General features: G+C 63.3%; 15 protein-coding genes and 4 pseudogenes. 10 read left to right on the plus strand and 9 right to left on the minus strand.

The window, feature by feature from the left end; all coding sequences use genetic code 11:
* Positions 1-51 precede the first annotated feature (51 nt).
* From ACWTU8_RS23180 to ACWTU8_RS23190, 3 genes and pseudogenes are all read left to right on the plus strand, one after another.
* Positions 52-462 (plus strand): annotated as a pseudogene (locus ACWTU8_RS23180) (SMP-30/gluconolactonase/LRE family protein); the annotation flags it as partial.
* Positions 459-1,670, plus strand: coding sequence for an acyl-CoA dehydrogenase family protein (locus ACWTU8_RS23185; protein ID WP_455849980.1), 1,212 nt, complete (start codon positions 459-461; stop codon positions 1,668-1,670). The pseudogene ACWTU8_RS23180 and the gene ACWTU8_RS23185, both read left to right, overlap by 4 nt.
* 21 nt (positions 1,671-1,691) lie before the next feature.
* On the plus strand, positions 1,692-2,729 hold the full coding sequence (locus tag ACWTU8_RS23190) for a phosphotransferase family protein (protein WP_455849981.1): 1,038 nt from the start codon (positions 1,692-1,694) through the stop codon (positions 2,727-2,729).
* Between the two features lie 76 nt (positions 2,730-2,805).
* On the opposite strand, the gene ACWTU8_RS23195 is transcribed toward ACWTU8_RS23190, so the two are convergent.
* Together ACWTU8_RS23195 and ACWTU8_RS23200 are read right to left on the minus strand one after the other, a co-directional pair.
* On the minus strand, positions 2,806-3,111 hold the full coding sequence (locus ACWTU8_RS23195) for a hypothetical protein (RefSeq protein ID WP_455838919.1): 306 nt from the start codon (positions 3,109-3,111) through the stop codon (positions 2,806-2,808).
* 6 nt (positions 3,112-3,117) lie between these two features.
* Positions 3,118-3,888, minus strand: a complete 771-nt coding sequence (locus ACWTU8_RS23200; RefSeq protein WP_455849982.1) for a DUF899 domain-containing protein — start codon at positions 3,886-3,888, stop codon at positions 3,118-3,120.
* A gap of 133 nt (positions 3,889-4,021) precedes the next feature.
* Here ACWTU8_RS23200 and ACWTU8_RS23205 point away from each other — a divergent pair, with 133 nt between their 5' ends.
* From ACWTU8_RS23205 to ACWTU8_RS23220, 4 genes are all read left to right on the plus strand, one after another.
* On the plus strand, positions 4,022-5,242 hold the full coding sequence (locus tag ACWTU8_RS23205; protein WP_455849983.1) for a helix-turn-helix domain-containing protein: 1,221 nt from the start codon (positions 4,022-4,024) through the stop codon (positions 5,240-5,242).
* Positions 5,243-5,282: 40 nt separating this feature from the next.
* Entirely contained in the window at positions 5,283-5,936 is a 654-nt protein-coding gene (locus ACWTU8_RS23210; RefSeq protein ID WP_455849984.1) for a Vgb family protein, read from the plus strand.
* 64 nt (positions 5,937-6,000) lie between these two features.
* Positions 6,001-7,095 carry an LLM class flavin-dependent oxidoreductase gene (locus ACWTU8_RS23215; protein WP_455849985.1) on the plus strand — a complete coding sequence of 365 codons (1,095 nt, stop codon included), beginning with the start codon at positions 6,001-6,003 and terminating at the stop codon, positions 7,093-7,095.
* Positions 7,096-7,368: 273 nt separating this feature from the next.
* On the plus strand, positions 7,369-7,569 hold the full coding sequence (locus ACWTU8_RS23220; RefSeq protein WP_455849986.1) for a hypothetical protein: 201 nt from the start codon (positions 7,369-7,371) through the stop codon (positions 7,567-7,569).
* 16 nt (positions 7,570-7,585) lie between these two features.
* On the opposite strand, the gene ACWTU8_RS23225 is transcribed toward ACWTU8_RS23220, so the two are convergent.
* From ACWTU8_RS23225 to ACWTU8_RS23245, 5 genes and pseudogenes are all read right to left on the minus strand, one after another.
* On the minus strand, positions 7,586-8,044 hold the full coding sequence (locus tag ACWTU8_RS23225) for a MaoC/PaaZ C-terminal domain-containing protein (protein ID WP_287336619.1): 459 nt from the start codon (positions 8,042-8,044) through the stop codon (positions 7,586-7,588).
* A gap of 1 nt (position 8,045) precedes the next feature.
* A complete protein-coding gene (locus tag ACWTU8_RS23230) occupies positions 8,046-9,122 on the minus strand; it encodes a Gfo/Idh/MocA family protein (protein WP_455849987.1) in 1,077 nt (358 codons plus the stop codon).
* On the minus strand, positions 9,115-9,444 hold the full coding sequence (locus ACWTU8_RS23235) for an L-rhamnose mutarotase (protein ID WP_455849988.1): 330 nt from the start codon (positions 9,442-9,444) through the stop codon (positions 9,115-9,117). Before ACWTU8_RS23235 ends, ACWTU8_RS23230 begins: the two co-directional genes overlap by 8 nt.
* A gap of 10 nt (positions 9,445-9,454) precedes the next feature.
* A pseudogene (locus ACWTU8_RS23240) lies at positions 9,455-10,566 on the minus strand (mandelate racemase/muconate lactonizing enzyme family protein).
* 4 nt (positions 10,567-10,570) lie between these two features.
* Positions 10,571-10,771, minus strand: a pseudogene (locus tag ACWTU8_RS23245) (sugar ABC transporter ATP-binding protein); the annotation flags it as partial.
* A gap of 253 nt (positions 10,772-11,024) precedes the next feature.
* Here ACWTU8_RS23245 and ACWTU8_RS23250 point away from each other — a divergent pair.
* Together ACWTU8_RS23250 and ACWTU8_RS23255 are read left to right on the plus strand one after the other, a co-directional pair.
* Positions 11,025-11,813: an IclR family transcriptional regulator gene (locus ACWTU8_RS23250; RefSeq protein ID WP_455838933.1), complete on the plus strand. Its 789-nt coding sequence runs from the start codon at positions 11,025-11,027 to the stop codon at positions 11,811-11,813.
* A 67-nt stretch (positions 11,814-11,880) separates the two neighbouring features.
* Positions 11,881-12,717 carry an amidohydrolase family protein gene (locus ACWTU8_RS23255; RefSeq protein WP_455849989.1) on the plus strand — a complete coding sequence of 279 codons (837 nt, stop codon included), beginning with the start codon at positions 11,881-11,883 and terminating at the stop codon, positions 12,715-12,717.
* A 179-nt stretch (positions 12,718-12,896) separates the two neighbouring features.
* Here the strand turns inward: ACWTU8_RS23255 and ACWTU8_RS23260 are convergent, their stop codons facing one another.
* Positions 12,897-14,024 carry an extracellular solute-binding protein gene (locus ACWTU8_RS23260; RefSeq protein ID WP_455850036.1) on the minus strand — a complete coding sequence of 376 codons (1,128 nt, stop codon included), beginning with the start codon at positions 14,022-14,024 and terminating at the stop codon, positions 12,897-12,899.
* Between the two features lie 20 nt (positions 14,025-14,044).
* Positions 14,045-15,205, minus strand: a complete 1,161-nt coding sequence (locus ACWTU8_RS23265) for a CaiB/BaiF CoA transferase family protein (RefSeq protein WP_455849990.1) — start codon at positions 15,203-15,205, stop codon at positions 14,045-14,047.
* A 322-nt stretch (positions 15,206-15,527) separates the two neighbouring features.
* Between ACWTU8_RS23265 and ACWTU8_RS23270 the strand changes: the two are divergent.
* Positions 15,528-16,435 (plus strand): annotated as a pseudogene (locus tag ACWTU8_RS23270) (lactonase family protein).
* The last annotated feature ends 14 nt before the right edge of the window (positions 16,436-16,449 follow it).

A 16,449-nucleotide genomic window follows, 5' to 3' on the forward strand; every position in this document is an offset into this window, starting at 1 on the left:
GCGGCTCGCCTATCGCCGCACGGTGGCGCTGCCGATGGGTCAACCGTCGATGCCGAAGGGTTCCTCTGGAACGCCCTCGTCTACGACGGCCGGCTGGTGCGTTATGCGCCCGACGGCAGCGTCGATCGGATCATCGACATGCCCGTCAAGAAGATCACCAGCGTCATGTTCGGCGGACCGAAGCTCGACACCCTTTACGTGACCTCGATGGCGGAAACCGCCGCTGCCGCGCCTCCCCGGCGACGGCGTTCTGCGCGGCAGCCTGTTCGCCATAACCGGCCTTGGGATCAAAGGCGCCGCGGAACCGCGCTTCGCCGGATGACGGCGGCGGCAAAAGAGGATAGAGGCGAACGAAGAAACGAGCGCTTGCTCGATTTCTACATGTTGACGCAATGCGTTTCGGCGATCTCGTCCATGGGTCGATGGCGGCCACCTCGTTTCATCGCTGTGAGGTTTCCATGAATTTCGACATTCCCGCCCGCACCGAAGATTACCGTGTCCGCATTGCCGACTTCGTCGAGCAGGAGATCCTGCCGCTCGAGGCCGACAAGGCATCCTATGACGCGCACGGAAATATCGCCTTGCCGCTGCTGGAGGCACTCCGCGCCAAGGCGCGGATGGCGGGCCTGTGGTGCCTGCAGCTCAAGCCCGAAACCGGCGGCGCCGGTCTTGGCAAGATGGACATGGCGGTCTGCTACGAGGAGATGAACCGGTCGATCTTCGGACCCGTGGTGTTCAATTCGGCAGCGCCCGACGATGGCAACATGATGGTTCTGGAGGCGCTCGGCACACCGGCGCAAAAGCAAAAATGGCTGAAGCCGATCGTCGAGGGCAAGGTGCGCTCGGCCTTTGCCATGACCGAACCGCACCCCGGCGGCGGCTCTGATCCTTCGATGATTATGACGCGTGCGAAGCGGCGCGGCGACAAATATGTGGTGACCGGCCGCAAATGGTTCATCACCGGCGCGGAGGAAGCCAGCCATTTCATTCTGATTGCGCGAACCTCGGACGACCCGCGCCATGGTCTGTCGGCCCTGATGTTCCACAAGGACCAGCCGGGCTGGCGCATCATGCGCCGCATCGAGATCATGGGCCCGGAGGAGCACGGCGGGCATTGCGAGCTGGAATTCGATGGGCTCGAAATCCCTGTCGAAGACATGCTGGTCGGCGAAGGCAGGGGCATGAAGGTGACGCAGGTGCGGCTCGGCCCGGCACGACTTACCCACTGCATGCGCTGGCTCGGACTGTCCAGGCGCTGCGTCGAGATCGCGCGCGCCTACGCTGCCGAGCGCCATGGTTTCGGCCAGCGTCTCGCCGACCGCGAAAGCGTCCAGCTGAAGCTCGGCGACCTCGCCATGCGCATCGAGATTGGCCGCATCCTGGTGATGAAGGCTGCGTGGGAACTGGACCGCGGCGGCTTTGCCCGCAAGGAAGTGTCGATGGCCAAGGTCCAGGTCGCCAATGTGCTGCATGACGCGGCCGATGTGGCGATCCAGATCAATGGCGCGCGGGGCTATTCGAAGGACACGGTGCTCGAATGGATTTACCGCTATGCTCGCCAGGCGCGGCTGGTCGACGGTGCCGATGAGGTCCACAAGATGGTGCTGAACCGTTTCCTCAATGAGGAAGAGAGGGGCTTCTGGCGCTGGACTGTCGAAGGCGAGGCATAAGGGGCGCGCTCAGGAGGAAAGATGGCGCAGCCGTTGAATGCGGACTTCGATCCTGCGGCATTGAAGGGTTTTCTCGCGAGCCGCTTCGGCGATGCCGCAATGTCGCTCGAGCGGATCGGCGGCGGACAGTCCAATCCTACCTATTTCGTGGACTATGGTGCGCATCGCATGGTGCTGCGCAAGAAGCCGGCCGGGCCGATCCTGCGCGGGGCGCATGCCGTCGATCGCGAATTCCGCGTGCTTGAAGCGCTGGCACCGACCAACGTCCCGGTGCCCGGGCCGGTGCTCTATCACGACGGTGCCGAGCTGCTCGGCACGCCCTTCTACCTGATGGAGCGGCTGGATGGTCGCGTCTTCCACGATTGTTCGCTGCCTGGCCTTTCGCCCGCCGAGCGACGCGGCATCTATTTCGGCATGGCAGAAGCGATGGCCAAATTGCATGCCGTCCGTCCCGACGAGGTCGGTCTCGGCGACTACGGCCGGCCCGGCAACTATTTCGAGCGCCAAATTGGCCGCTGGACCAGGCAGCTCAGGGAATCGCCGAGCGACAGAATTCCGGCACTCGAAGCGGTCGCCGACTGGCTACCGCAGCATATGCCCGTGGATGATGGGCGCGTGTCGATCGCCCATGGCGACTTCCGCCTCGGAAATCTGCTGTTCCATCCCGACAAGCCGCAGGTGATCGGCATTCTCGATTGGGAGCTGTCGACGATCGGCCATCCGCTCGCCGATCTCGGCTTTTGCTCGATGACTTGGCATTCGGCCCCGGACGAATATGGCGGTATCCTCGGCCTCGATCACGAGGCACTCGGCATCCCCAGCCAGCCCGAATTCCTCGACCATTATTTCGCCCATGCCGTGCCCACCGCGCCCCTGCAACGCTTCCACCTGGTTTTTTCGCTGTTCCGTTTTGCCGTGATCTTCGTCGGCATCGCCGACCGGGCGCGGGAAGGCAGCGCGGCGTCGGCCGATGCCGCCAGCACGTCGCCTCTAGCCGGCCGCTTTGCCGTACGCGCTCAAGAGATTATCGACGGGGCAAGACCGTGGAGCGCCGCCTAGGGGAGCGTTCGGGCCCAGGTCCTTTTCCTACACGCGGTGTCAGCAATCCAATCCCAGAGGCTTTGCGAACGCTGGATCACGACCGGCGGACAGCGCTTCGTCGGCTGGCGACCAGCTTCAGCCAAGGCGCCAAATGGAAGGCGCTCATCAGCAAGTACATCATGACCATTCCGCTCAGCGGCGACGCATCTTGCGCCGCCGAGCAGATCATGTCCGCATCACCGGTGACGGCCGTCAGCAGCGCCATCATTGCGAAGGTTGGCGCGGCTGCCAGGGATAGCCAGTCGGCCGCGCCGCGGGCGGCGACATTGTCGCTTGGGAAATCGGCAGATCCGCTGCCTGCGGGCGGCATCTTCTGCGTGTGGTTGGAGTGCAGTGTCATCGGACGTCAGCCCTGGCCGTACTCGTCGTGGCGGCGCCACCACACGCCCGTTTCGTTACGCCCTCGGGGCGCGCGGTCGAGCCACTGATACATGCCCCAGAGGCCGTCCAATCCGCGCGCATAGGTGGAATAAGCGTGATAGACGACGCCGTCCTCGATCACGAACGCGCTCATGCCTGGCCTCTCGCGCGTGTACGTGGCAATGTCTGTTCCGCTCATTGCAGCGAACGTCTCGGAGCCGTCGGCAGTCGTACGCGAGGGTATCTCGGCGAGAGGTGCCTCGCGGACATAGTTGTATTCGATGCCTTCCTCGCGCTGCTGCTCTTCGGTGAACGAAACGTCGAAGTCGAAATTGAAGTCGCTGCCGTGTGAGGACGCCCACGGGAACGTCCATCCCATTCGCCGCTTGTACGCCTGCAGCTTCGCGAGCGGTGCCCGCGATACCGCCGAAAGCGTGACGTCGTGGTTGGCCAGGTGGAGGACGAAGCCGTCGAATCCATCCGCGATCGCTGAGCAGGCCGGACAGCCCGCCGTGTAATCGGGCCCGAACATGAAGTGGTAGACGAGGAGCTGCGAGCGTCCCCTGAAAAGGTCTGCCAGTGAGGCGCTGCCTTCATCGGTCTCGAATCGGTAATCCTTGTCGATCCGAACCCAAGGCAATGCCTGCCGCCGCCGCGCCACCTCATCGCTTTGGCGCGTGAGCTCCTTCTCCGCCTTGAGCAGATCACGTCGCGCCGCCAGCCACTCCTCACGTCTTCCGGTTCTGTGTGTCGGCATCGTTCGTCTCCTTCCTCGATGTTCGCACCGTTTTCGATACGGCGCGTTTCGATACAGCGCGCTGGCTGTTGGTCCTGAGATAGATTAGGACCGGACATCGAATGGTGAGAGTTACAAACGTGACGGGATTCCGATGGACTCGCTGATCACCGCTGCGGCGCGCGCCCTCGCAACGGGTGATCCCCTCGGCGCTTTGAAGCGGGTCGCCCTGCGTGACGATGCGCCTGCGCTTGCGCTGCGCGGCATCGCCATGGCGCAGCTCGGCGATCTCGTTCGAGCAAAGGCTCTCCTCAAAAGTGCTGCGCGCGCCTTCGGTCCGAAAGAGGCCGTGGCCCGCGCTAGGTGCGTCGTCGCCGAAGCCGAGATCGCACTCGTCTCGCGCGACCTGGGCTGGCCGGCGAAGGCACTCGACGCCGCGCGGTCGACGCTTGAAAACCACGGCGACCGCTTTAATGCCGCGCATGCGCGCAATCTCGAAGTCCGGCGCCTGCTCCTGATCGGACGCCTCGACGAGGCCGAGCGCAGGCTGGCCGGGTTCGATCCCACACCGCTCCCACCCGCGTCGAGGGCCGCCCACGAGCTGGTGATTGCGGGGATCGCGATTCGACGCCTCCGGACCAAGGCGGCGCGCGCTGCGCTCGCTCGGGCCGAGCATGCCGCCCGCGAGGCGGACATCCCGGCGCTGACGGCAGAGGTCGAAAGCGCATCCCTCGTGATGAACACGCCCGCGGCGCGCCTGATCGCGCGTGGTGAGGAGCACCCGCTCCTGCTTGAGGAGGTCGAAGCGCTGCTGGCGTCGGGAGCGCTCGTCGTCGACGCCTGCCGCAATGTCGTGCGGGCCGCCGGCATGATCGTCCCGCTCGCGACGCGCCCGGTCTTGTTCGCGCTTGCCCGCACGCTGGGCGAAGCCTGGCCCGCGGACGTGCCGCGGAGCACGCTCGTCGCCCGCGCGTTCGGCGGCAAGCACGCCGATGAATCGCATCGCGCCCGGTTGCGGGTCGAAGTCGGTCGGCTTCGCGTGGAGCTGCGGTCACTGGCGGATGTGAGCGCGACCAAGCGAGGCTTTGCGCTTAAGCCGCGCCGCCCACGCGATGTGGTGGTTCTGGCACCGCCCGTCGACGAGCAGCATGCAGCGGTGCTCGCCTTCCTCGCTGATGGCGAGTCGTGGTCGAGCTCGGCGCTCGCAATTGCGCTCGGAGCCAGCTCGCGCACCGTGCAGCGATCGCTCGAGCAGCTTGCGGCAGCAGGCAAGGTGCAATCGTTCGGTCGCGGGCGAGCGCGCCGTTGGATGACCCCGCCCGTGCCGGGATTCCCGACAATCTTGTTACTCCCCGGCTCACTATCTGGCTACTAGTGTCGGGATAATTCAACAGATCTGAGCCTGGAGGAAAAGCATGAAACGATCTGCAGCCGAAGTCCTCCGCGAATATGGACCCTTTCCGGGTGTCGACCAGGTGGCTGGGGTTACGTTCGACGGTCAGCATGTCTGGTTTGCGTCCGGAGACAGGCTGAACGCCTTGGATCCTGCGAGCGGGAAAGTGGTTCGCGCGATTGAGGTCGCCTCGCACGCAGGAACGGCCTTCGACGGTCAGCACCTGTTCCAGATCGCCGAAGATCGCATCCAGAAGATCGATCCCAACACAGGCCGCGTGCTCGCCACGATTCCGGCGCCAGGTGGCGGCGGCGACTCCGGGCTCGCCTGGGCCGAAGGCTCACTTTGGGTGGGGCAGAATCGCGGTCGCAAAATCCATCAGATCGACCCGCAGACAGGGGCAGTTCTTCGCACAATCGATTCCAACCGGATCGTCACAGGGGTCACCTGGATCGACGGCGAACTCTGGCACGGCACCTGGGAAGGTGACGAGAGCGACGTCAGGCGGATAGATCCTGAAACCGGAAAGGTCCTGGAGAAGCTTGATATGCCCCCTGGAACAGGCGTGTCGGGGCTCGAGTCCGATGGTGGCGATCAGTTCTTCTGCGGCGGCGGAAACAGCGGCAAGGTGAGAGCCATCCGCCGGCCAAGGCGAGGCTCCGAGGAGCGTTCATGAAGCTGAGCCCACCGTTGCAACAGTTCGACGATGAAGCTGAGAGCGTCCCGCGGCAGGGAAAATCATGATCAGAAAGCATCCGCTGAAAGGACCGAACAGGTTCAAGCTCGGCGTCTTCTCGATGAACGCCGATGGCGGCCTGGCAATGACCACCGTTCCCGAGCGCTGGCGCGCCCGCTGGGAAGACAACCTCAATGCTGCCTGCATCGCCGATCGCGCCGGCCTGGAGTTTCTGCTGCCGATCGCGCGCTGGCGCGGCTTCGGCGGTTTGACGCATGTGCGGGAATGGTCGTTTGAGACTTTCACCTGGGCGGCGGGTCTCGCCGTCGCGACGGAGAACATCGGTCTGTTCATGACGGTGCATGTGCCGCTGGTTCATCCGCTGCAGGCTGCAAAGGCGCTGGCGACCGTCGACCACATCTCCAACGGGCGTGCCGGCTTGAACATTGTCTGCGGCTGGAACCCGGACGAGTTCGCCATGTTCGGGCAGACGGTCGGCGACCGGACCTACCATCAGGCCGAAGAATGGATCAACATCATCGAGCGTGCCTACCAATCCAGGGAGCCGTTCGACTTCGGCGGCGAGTTCTATGATCTGAAGGGGGTTGTCAGCCGCCCGCCAAGCCTGCAGGCGCCGCGCCCGGTGACCATGAACGCCGCCTTCGGCGCACCGGGGCGCAACTATGCGGCGCGCCACTGCGACTATTTGTTTTCGACTTTTTCCGAAATCGCCGATGGCCGCGCGCATGTGGTCGACATCACGAACCGAGCGGCTGAAGTTGGACGCGAAGTCGGCGTCTATACGGTCTGCCACGTCGTCTGCCGCGAGACCCAGCAAGAAGCCGAGGATTATTACCGGCACTACGCGCTGGAATGCGCGGACGAAGGCGCGGTCGACGAGCATATGCGCAAGAAGAAGGAATTCGCCAACTCGCATGACGCAAAAGCCTTCACCGAATATCGGCAAAGGTTCGCCGGTGGTGCTGGAACGTTCCCGCTCATCGGCACACCGGAAAAAATCGTCGACGATCTCACTGAAATCATGGACCAGGGTTATTCCGGCGCCGCCCTCACATTCGTCAACTACACCTACGAATTGCCCTTCTTCTGTGACCGCGTGCTGCCGCTGATGCGCCAGGCCGGGCTTCGCGTAAATTGACGCCGGCGGCCGCCATTCCGACGACATGGGTGCATGGGCACCACGCCATAAATCCGCGCGCCTTCAAGCAGGCTATGCGGGCGGTGGCGGGCTCGGTCGCCATCCTCCGTCAACTACACCTACGAATTGCCCTTCTTCTGTGACCGCGTGCTGCCGCTGATGCGCCAGGCCGGGCTTCGCGTAAATTGACGCCGGCGGCCGCCATTCCGACGACATGGGCTGCATGGGCACCACGCCATAAATCCGCGCGCCTTCAAGCAGGCTATGCGGGCGGTGGCGGGCTCGGTCGCCATCCTCGCGTCGGAGCATGACGAGATGGGCTTTTGCGGCATCACGGCGACGGCCGTCCTGGTCAGTCCACACGCGGCGCACTACTCGACCCAGTCTTACGCCGAGGTTCGCAACAAGGTGTTTGCCGATGTCGCATCCGTCCTGCGCGGCGGGAAGCCGCTATATCCAGTCAACCGGATATGACTGCTCTGCAAATAGCTCAGCCCGGCTTCGGCTTGTCGCGGCGCTCTACGATGTAGATGTGGTCGGCCGCCAGAACCACATCGCCATGCTGGTTGATCACCTCGCAGCGCTCGATGACCCGGCCCGAATCTGGCCGCTTCGGGTCGTCCTCCTTGGCCGAAATGGTGGTGCGGGTCTTGATCGTGTCGCCAATGAACACCGGCTTGATGAAGCGCAACCTGTCGTAGCCATAGGAGAAGGCGACCGGGTTGATGACGCTTGCCGTCAGCCCTACGCCGACCGAGAAGACCAGCGTGCCGTGGGCGATGCGCTGACCGAACGGCGTCGTCTTCATGAACTCGGCGTCCATGTGATGGGGAAAAAAATCGCCGGTATGGCCGGCATGAACGACGAAGTCGGTCTCGGTGATGGTGCGCCCGCTGGTCATGCGCGACGAACCGATCTGATAGTCTTCGAAATAGACAGTCTGCTCCATGTCAGGGCCTCGCCGCGATTGGTGTTGCCGGCGCCGCGCTCGATTGGTAGGCGGCCTCGACCAGCGCCATCGTGTTCCAGCCGTCTTCGACGGAACTGACGAGCTCGGTGTCCTCGCCTGATGCATAGCGCTGCACATTGGCCATGCGGCCGACGAAGGCGTCGGGAAACCATTCGCCGATGAGTGGCACAGCAACCCAGTCGGAGCCGCCCTTCGGATAGATTTCAAGGATGTCAGGCTCGCCGCGCGGATAGTCGAGATTGAGCCCGAGTTTGAGATAGGCGGCGCCCTCGGTGCCGCAGATGCGGAATTCGCAGGCCTGATGTTTTCGGCCGAATTTGTGATCGTGGTTGATCGACAGTGCGCATCGCACAGTGTCGCCATAGTCGAGGATCGCGCTGGTGCGCGTCTGCGCGACCTTGTGGCCGGGATGGCCGAGCGTCTTGGCGTGAACGCCCCGGGGATCGCCGAGCAATTGCCGGATCAGGTCGAGATAATGGATCGAATGCATGGCGATCTCGACGCGCGGCGCCTTCACCAGAAACTCCCAGAGTTGCCACGGCGTCGCCAATGCCAGCCATGCATCGAAATCGACCACGTCGCCCAGCCAACCCTTGGCGATCGCATCCTTCAGCGCCAGCATCATCGGCGCGAAGCGGAGCTGGAAGTTCACCGCCGCCTTCAGTTTTTTGGAGCGGCAGATTTCGAGGATTTCGGTCGCCTCGCTGAGATCGCTGCCCATCGGCTTCTGGATCAGCGCCACTGCACCATCTGGCAACGCCCTGAGCACGCCGGCATGATGAGCCGGCGGCGTCGCCAGGTCGAAGACGGCGTCCTTGATCGCTGCGGCTTCCCCGACCGACCGGTAAGTGGCGACGCCCCATTTCTGCGCCAGTCTTTCCGCCTTGGTATGGTCGGGATCGAAAAGCCCGGCGACCGGAAAGCCGGCTTTTCCATAGGCCGGGAAATGCGCATCGCCGGCGATCGAGCCGGCGCCGAAAATCACGATCGGCCTCGGCTTCGATGGCTTCGCCCAGGACTGGGAGAGCGAGTCAGGATCGAAAACGCCGTCAGTCATGATGGAAGACTTCGTCCATCGATGCCCACCACTCGCCCTCCTTGCGGGTCGGCAGCGGCTCCTGGCAAGGCATGCACAGCGCCCACCATTCCTGCGTCTTGGGATCGGCGGCCATCTTCGCCATGTCGGCGGCATAATCGGTGCCGTGGTATTCGAAAGTGCTGAACAAAAGGTGCTCCGGCTCCTTAAGATAGATCGAATAATTCCTGATGTTGCAGGCGGAAATCATGGCAAGCACGTCAGGCCATACGGCAGCGTGAAGCCGCACATACTCGGTGACCTTTTCCGGCTTGAGGCCGAGCACCATTCCCATCCGCTGCATGTCCGGCTCCCTATTTTGTTATTTCGGTGGTGAATTCCGCAATGCTCTTCGCCTTGACGGCATTCCAATCCCAGTCGATGCCGATGCCGGGCTCGTCCGGTGCCAGTGCTTGGCCGTCCTCGATGCGCATTTTCTTGCCAGTTAGTTCATCGAGTTGGGGAATATACTCGACATATCGGCCGTTCTGAATGGCGCAGGTCAGGCTGACATGCAGTTCCATCAGGAAATGCGGGCAGACCGGGATATCGAATGCCTCGGCCGCATGCGCGACCTTGAGCCACGGCGTGATGCCGCCGATGCGGCCGACATCGACCTGCACGATCGAGCAGCCGCCTTTTTGCATGTATTCGCGGAAATGCCGGATCGAATAGAGCGACTCGCCGATGGCGATCGGCGTCGACGTCGCATTCGACAGCCGCACATGGCCATCGATGTCGTCGGCCGGCAGCGGCTCCTCGATCCAGGCGAGGTCGAGATCGCGCAGCCGCTCAGCCCGGCGGATCGCCTCGTCGACAGAAAAGCCCTGGTTGCAGTCGGTCATGATCTCGTAGGATGAGCCGACTGCTTGGCGCACCGCGGTCAGCCGGGCGAGATCCTCGGAGCCGTGCGGCCTGCCGATCTTGACCTTAGAACCGCGAAAACCCTTTGCCTTGGCGGCGAGCGCGTCCTCGACCAGCGCCTCGGTCTCGATATGCAGCCAGCCGCCCTCTGTGGTGTAGAGCGGGCAGCGGTCCTTGGCGCCGCCGGCCAGCTTCCACAGCGGCAGGCCGAGCTTCTTTGCCCTGAGATCCCACAGCGCCGTGTCGATGGCCGCCAGCGCGATTGCCGTGATGGCACCGATCGTCGTCGCGTGGGTGGCGAATTCGAGCTCGTGCCAGATCGCCTCGATCATGTCGGCGTCGCGGCCGATCAGCCGCGGCGCAAGGTGATCGGCCAGGAGCCGCATCACCGAGGAGCCGCCGGTCCGATCGTGTAGCTGTAGCCGGTGCCGACCGCGCCGTCGGCGTCGGTGATGGTAACGATCGGCGTTTCTTGGCTGACAAAACTCTGGATCGCATCAGTGCGCTTGACCTTCGGCACCAGGTCGACCATCCCCAGTTCGGCTTTTTCGATCTTTGCCATGACGTTAACCTCGCAATGTCCTGCCGGTATCGGCAGAAAACAGATGGGCCTGCGACAGGTCCAGGCTCATTTTCACGCGGTCGCCCGCCTTTAGCTGTTTTGGATTGACCATACGCGATACCCAGACACCGCCGTTGAATTCGGCGAACACCAGCGTCTCGTTGCCGAGCGGTTCGGTGACCATCATCGGCAACTCCGGCTGATGACGTCATCGAACTTGCTTGACAGATCGGCAGCAGAAGAATCGCCTGCATCAAGTGCAAGCAGCGCCACGCCGGCTGATAAGCCGTAACAGCCTGTCATTTGATTCCTCTCAAGGGTGCGTCCGGGACTCGTATCGATCCAGTTCAGCGTTATTCATTTATAAACAAAGTATTCATAGAGGCGTCAAGTTGAAAGTTCTTCCGGAAGCAGGTGATTGTGCATATATGAAAGGCGAAATTCACCGGGAAGTGACTATGGCAGGCGACGAGGACGACGACCGTTATCGCGCCCCGGCGCTCGACAAGGGGCTCGACATCCTCGAGCTTCTGGCCGGCGTCGACGGCGGCCTGACGCAGGCGGAAATCGCCAAGAAACTCGATCGCAGCCCCAACGAATTCTATCGCATGCTCGACCGGCTGGTGCGACGCGGCTACGTCACGCGGCCAGACGGCGACCGTTATTCGCTGACCCTCAAGCTGTTTGGCCTAGCGCAGCTGCACGCGCCGGTGCGGCGGCTGGTTTCCTATGCGACGCCGCTGATGCGTGAACTTGCCGAAACCTCGCAGCAGGCAAACCAGCTTGTCGTCTTCGACCGCGGTTCCGCAGTGGTGATCGCACAGCAGGAAGCGCCGGACTACTGGGGCATTTCGATACGCGTCGGCTCGCATATCAGCCTGTTCGACACTGGATCCGGACATGTGCTGCTGGCGTTCCGCTCGCCGGAAGAGCGGCAGATGATGATCTCCGAGCATCTGCGCAGCACCGACAAGCCACCTCAATCGCCGGAATTCTTTGCCCGCCTCGACCAGATACGTGAACGCGGCTACGAAATGATGGCGTCAATGCAGACCGCCGGCGTATTCAACCTGTCGACCCCCGTTCTCGGATCCGACGGCAAGGCAATCGCAGCACTATCGATCCCCTACATAACCCTGGTCAACGCACCCAAGGCGCCCGATATCACCAGGACGATAGAGCTGTTGCTGGCGGCGACCGAAAAGCTGTCGCAACTGGCGGGATCAACGGTCAAGCAGGCGAAGTAAATTCTTATTTGAATGAAAAATTTCTCCGTGAGATGATTCGAAAACGCCGGAGGAGGAGAGCCTTGTCATGATCTTCGACACCCATCTACACCTGATCGACCAGTCGGCGCTGCGCTATCCCTGGCTCTCCGGCGTGCCGGCACTAAACCGCGATTTTTCCCACGACGAATATGCAGTCCAAGCTCGCCGGGCCGGCATAGAGGGCGCATTGCATATGGAAGTCGATGTCGATCCGGCCGATATCGAGGCTGAGACCAGCCATGTGAAGGCGCTGTCACAACAGAAGGACAGTTTGCTGAGAGGGGCGATCGCATCGTGCCGTCCGGAAGCGCCGGACTTTGCCGCCTATCTCGAGCGTCAGAAAGCCAATCCCTTCGTCAAGGGTTTTCGGCGCGTACTCCACGTCATGCCGGACGAACTTTCGGAAGGCGCGCTGTTTCGCGAAAACATCAAGCGGCTTGCTGGCACCGGGCTGACATTCGATCTCGTTGTCCTGCCGCATCAAATCCCTAAAGCGATCGCACTCGCCGATCTCGCGCCTGGCGTCCAGTTCGTGCTCGACCATTGCGGCGTGCCCGACATCAAGGGCAGCAGTGAGCATCCCTGGCGCGAGCATATGGCGGAGATTGCGCGGCGCCCGAATGTCGTCGGCAAAATTTCCGGTGTGGTCGCCTATGCGGAGGCTGGATCGTGGACTGTCGAAACGCTGCGTTCCTATGTGGAGCACACCATCGAATGCTTCGGCTGGGATCGCGTCGTGTGGGGCAGCGACTGGCCGGTCTGCACGCTTGGCGGCGGACTAGCGACCTGGGTGGCGGCAACGCATACGCTGCTTGCCGGTGCCAGCGTCGACGAGCGGGAAAAGCTGCTTTCCGCCAACGCGAAGCGGCTTTGGCGTTTGTAAGCCGCCTCAGATAGTAGCCGACTCGTGCCGCTCGCGGCCGTAGAGCGAACCAGCAGCACGATGACCAGGCCAAGTGCCGTCTGCACGGTCGAGGGCCGGAAGCCGAGGCCGATCAGCAGCGTGAGTTGCCGCGGATCAGGCTGTTCATGTTCTCCTCCATTTAAGCTGTTTCAGGCTCCTCAACCGGCAGCGCCGGGTGCCGGGAAACTCTCCGGAAACAGGCGATTGAGATCGGCGACGACACGGCCGGCATGGTGCTTTTCGGCCAGGCCGAGATTGATGCGATCGGACGCGGCCTGCTGGAAGGCCATGTAGCCGTCGTGCCGTGGCCTGACCCAGGAACCTTCGAGGGTGGCGCGGGTGTTCATGTAGAAATTACCGGCGGCTGAGTTGACGGCTGCATCGTCCCAGGCTGCGGCATGGCCGGGCTGGCCGCCGGCCGCAGCATAGGGGCCGCGCTGCACGTCGCCGCTTGCGATCCAGTAAGCAAAGTCGGTGGCCGCCTGCTTGGCCTTCGAAAAGGCCGACACGGCAATACCGGTTCCTCCGAGCGCCGAGCCGGCGGGACCGGCATCGCCCGCAGCCGGAATGTCCGCGAAGGCAAGGCGGTTGGTCCGGAATCCGGCAATGGCATAGGAGACATAGCCATAGATCAGCGGCGCACAGGCGATCCGCGAGCCGGGCCTGGCCATTTCCTCCAGGACGTCGATCGGGTCCATACCAAGGCAGGCCGGATCGACGAAAGCCGCGATCTCGCGCATCATCTCGAAAACGCGGCTGCCGATGTCAGGGTTTACGTGGTCGCCAGGCTCCTCGGCGGCGGGCCGGCCGAGATTGCCGGCAAGCGTGTAGAACACCATCAGCGAATGCGGCGGCCTGAGCGGCAACAGCACACGGCCTTGTCGCGCCAACTCGAGCATATCGGCCCAGTTCGCCGGGGCGGCAGAAAGCATGTCGGGCCGCCACGCCTGCACCTGGCTCGCCGTGTCGATCGGAAACGCCCACTGCCGGCCGTGCCAGTTGTAACTCGGATAGGAGCGGCCGACGCTGCCCGCCGCCAGCGCCGCACGTTCCGCTTCCCGGCCCACGACGTCGAGCGGCGCCAGACAATTCTCGGCGGTGATCTGGCCTACATGCGGATGATCGATGACGATCAGATCATAGGCACGGGCCAGTTCCTCGACCGGAAAGGATTCGAAATCCTGCAGCGAGCGCTTGTCCCACTCTATTGCGACGCCGGTGCGCTGCTTCCACAGCGCCGAACAGGCAACCATCGGGTCGTAGCCGCGCGGATGGCTCCAGGTCATGCCTTTGAGCGTCACGTCGCTCACAGCCCGAATTCCTTGCGGATTTTTGCGCTGTGCTCGCCGATGCGCGGCGCGGCCCGTTCGACTTTCGCGCGGACGCCATCGACCCTGAGCGGAGAGCGCGTGGTGAGGATTGAAACGTTATCCTCGCGAGTCACCGTCTGCAGCATGTCGAGAACCTGGAAGCCCTCGCTGGCCATCATCTCCGGCCAGGCCAGCACCTTGGCGCACCAGATGTCGGCAGGCTCGAGGATGGCAAGCCATTCCTCGACCGTCTTCGTCGCGATTTTTTGCGCGATGATCGCCTTGATCTCGTCGCGGGCCGTGAACCAGGTCGACGGCTGATCGCGATACGGCGCAAGTTCTTCGAGCCCCAGCAGATCGGCGAGCTTCGAGATCGGCGTCATCGCCATCGCCAAATAGCCGTCCTTCGCCGGATAGACGCCGTAGGGCGCCGACAGATAGGCGTGGGCGCTACGGAAGGCTGATCGCCGCGGCAGGCGGCGCCCGTCATTAAGATGCGTGGTCAGCACCTCGAACTGAAAATCGACCAGCGCCTCCAGCAGGCTGGTTTCGACATGGCTGCCCGTGCCGGTCACGCCGCGCCGCACCAGTGCGGCAAGAATCCCCTGCGCGGCGGCGGAGCCCGCCAGCATGTCGGCGATCGCCAGGCCGAAGGGCACCGGACCCTGGTCCTCGTCGCCGTTCAGCCACATCACGCCGGAACGGGCTTGCGCCAGCAGATCCTGCCCGGGCCGCTTGACCCAGGGGCCTTCCTCGCCATAGCCACTGATCGAGGCGTAGACCAGGCGCGGATTGATCTTGCGCACCGCCTCGTAATCGAGACCCAGGCGCTCGATGACGCCGGGCCGAAAATTCTGGATCAGTACGTCGGCCTTGGCCAGCAGGCCGCGCAGCGCCGCAACGTCGGCCGCCTCCTTGAGGTCGATGGCAAGACTTTCCTTGGCCCGGTTGATCGCATGGAAGATGGTGGAATCGCCGCCGATCTCGGTGTCGCTGAGATAAAGCCGGCGCGACAGGTCACCGCCATCCGGCCGCTCGATCTTGATGACGCGGGCGCCGAGGTCGAGCAGCCGCAGCGAGCAGTAGGGTCCGGACAGGAACTGGCTCATGTCGACGACGACGAGCCCGGTCAGCGGCAATTCGGCAGTGGCGGCCATCGCCTATTTCTCCGTCTTCCCGGCGAAATCGGCCGGATTGCTGTACTTCACCGTCTGCAGGTGCTCGCAATCCTCCCGTCAATCTTCTTTTGTGAATAGTATTTTCACATATGGGCTTATGTTGCAAGCGTGAACAGGCGCAGAATGCCTGTCTGGTTTTTGTTGGCAGCCTCAACCGCGAGGTGCCTTATTTTCAAGGCGCGCGGCGTCGGGCTTGGTGTCTACAGTTCCGACGAGGAGACGCTGGAGACGAGGAACTGGCCGAGACGGGGACGTCGACAATCCGACCTTTCCGTCGGTAACGCCGGAGGCTCCCATATCTATGCCAACTCCGAAGTGTTCGCCTGGCGCGAGGGCGTGGTCTCGGCCTACCGCTTCGACAGGCAAACCGCCGCGCTTTCCTACATCAATAAGCAGCCGACCCTCGGCAGCATCACGGCGCACAACACCGATCACGCGCGACGGGACGAGGCTCCTGGTCGCCAATTGCGGCATAGGCGAAGGCGGTCCCGATCGCTCGGTCGTGGTCTATGGGCTGCGCGAGGATGGCCGCCTGACCGCGCCGTTGTCGAGCGTCGCGCACAAGGGAAACGGGCCTGACACAGCCCGCCAAGAACGCCCTCATGCTCACAGCGTCACCGAGACGATCGCCGGTGGCGTGGCGATCGTCGCCGATCTCGGCATCGATCGGCTTGTCTCGTACCGCATCGGGCCTGATGGCAGTCTGACCAGACTGGCGGAGCAGGCGCTTGCGCCCGGCGCCGGCCCGCGCCATGTGGCGCTGAATCCGGGCGGGCGCTTCGTGTTCGTCATGAACGAACTGGATTCAACGATGGTGTCGCTTGAGCTCGACGATGTGCCAGGAAAGGCTCTCGGTCATCGACGCGAAACCGGCCGTGCCGGCCGCGGCGCGCGCGGCAATCATTGCGCCGACATCCAGATCTCGCCCGACGGCCGCTTCCTCTACGGTTCAACCGCGGCCATGTCAGCGTTGCGGTGTTTTCGGTTGACCAGGAAACAGGCACGCTTGCGCTAGTCGATCACACGCCCTGTGGGGGTGCCACGCCGCGCAATCTGGCGCTGACGCCCTCGGGCCGCCACCTTCTCTCCGCCAACCAAAATGCCGATCGCATCAATATTTTTGCCCGCGACGCCGCCACGGGCCGGCTGGCCGACACCGGGCGATCCATCGATATCGGCAAGCCCATGTGTGTGAAGATCGTGCGTTGAAAGCCATCGGTCTC

The organism is Mesorhizobium sp. BHbdii (assembly GCF_053848045.1).

What these genes read in the sequence shown, in the direction of transcription:
- ACWTU8_RS23185 (WP_455849980.1), top strand. Translation starts at nt 459, where the DNA reads ATGAATTTCGACATTCCCGCCCGCACCGAAGATTACCGTGTCCGCATT.
- ACWTU8_RS23190 (WP_455849981.1), top strand. Translation starts at nt 1,692, where the DNA reads ATGGCGCAGCCGTTGAATGCGGACTTCGATCCTGCGGCATTGAAGGGT.
- ACWTU8_RS23195 (WP_455838919.1), bottom strand. Translation starts at nt 3,111, where the DNA reads ATGACACTGCACTCCAACCACACGCAGAAGATGCCGCCCGCAGGCAGC.
- ACWTU8_RS23200 (WP_455849982.1), bottom strand. Translation starts at nt 3,888, where the DNA reads ATGCCGACACACAGAACCGGAAGACGTGAGGAGTGGCTGGCGGCGCGA.
- ACWTU8_RS23205 (WP_455849983.1), top strand. Translation starts at nt 4,022, where the DNA reads ATGGACTCGCTGATCACCGCTGCGGCGCGCGCCCTCGCAACGGGTGAT.
- ACWTU8_RS23210 (WP_455849984.1), top strand. Translation starts at nt 5,283, where the DNA reads ATGAAACGATCTGCAGCCGAAGTCCTCCGCGAATATGGACCCTTTCCG.
- ACWTU8_RS23215 (WP_455849985.1), top strand. Translation starts at nt 6,001, where the DNA reads ATGATCAGAAAGCATCCGCTGAAAGGACCGAACAGGTTCAAGCTCGGC.
- ACWTU8_RS23225 (WP_287336619.1), bottom strand. Translation starts at nt 8,044, where the DNA reads ATGGAGCAGACTGTCTATTTCGAAGACTATCAGATCGGTTCGTCGCGC.
- ACWTU8_RS23230 (WP_455849987.1), bottom strand. Translation starts at nt 9,122, where the DNA reads ATGACTGACGGCGTTTTCGATCCTGACTCGCTCTCCCAGTCCTGGGCG.
- ACWTU8_RS23235 (WP_455849988.1), bottom strand. Translation starts at nt 9,444, where the DNA reads ATGCAGCGGATGGGAATGGTGCTCGGCCTCAAGCCGGAAAAGGTCACC.
- ACWTU8_RS23250 (WP_455838933.1), top strand. Translation starts at nt 11,025, where the DNA reads ATGGCAGGCGACGAGGACGACGACCGTTATCGCGCCCCGGCGCTCGAC.
- ACWTU8_RS23255 (WP_455849989.1), top strand. Translation starts at nt 11,881, where the DNA reads ATGATCTTCGACACCCATCTACACCTGATCGACCAGTCGGCGCTGCGC.
- ACWTU8_RS23260 (WP_455850036.1), bottom strand. Translation starts at nt 14,024, where the DNA reads ATGACCTGGAGCCATCCGCGCGGCTACGACCCGATGGTTGCCTGTTCG.
- ACWTU8_RS23265 (WP_455849990.1), bottom strand. Translation starts at nt 15,205, where the DNA reads ATGGCCGCCACTGCCGAATTGCCGCTGACCGGGCTCGTCGTCGTCGAC.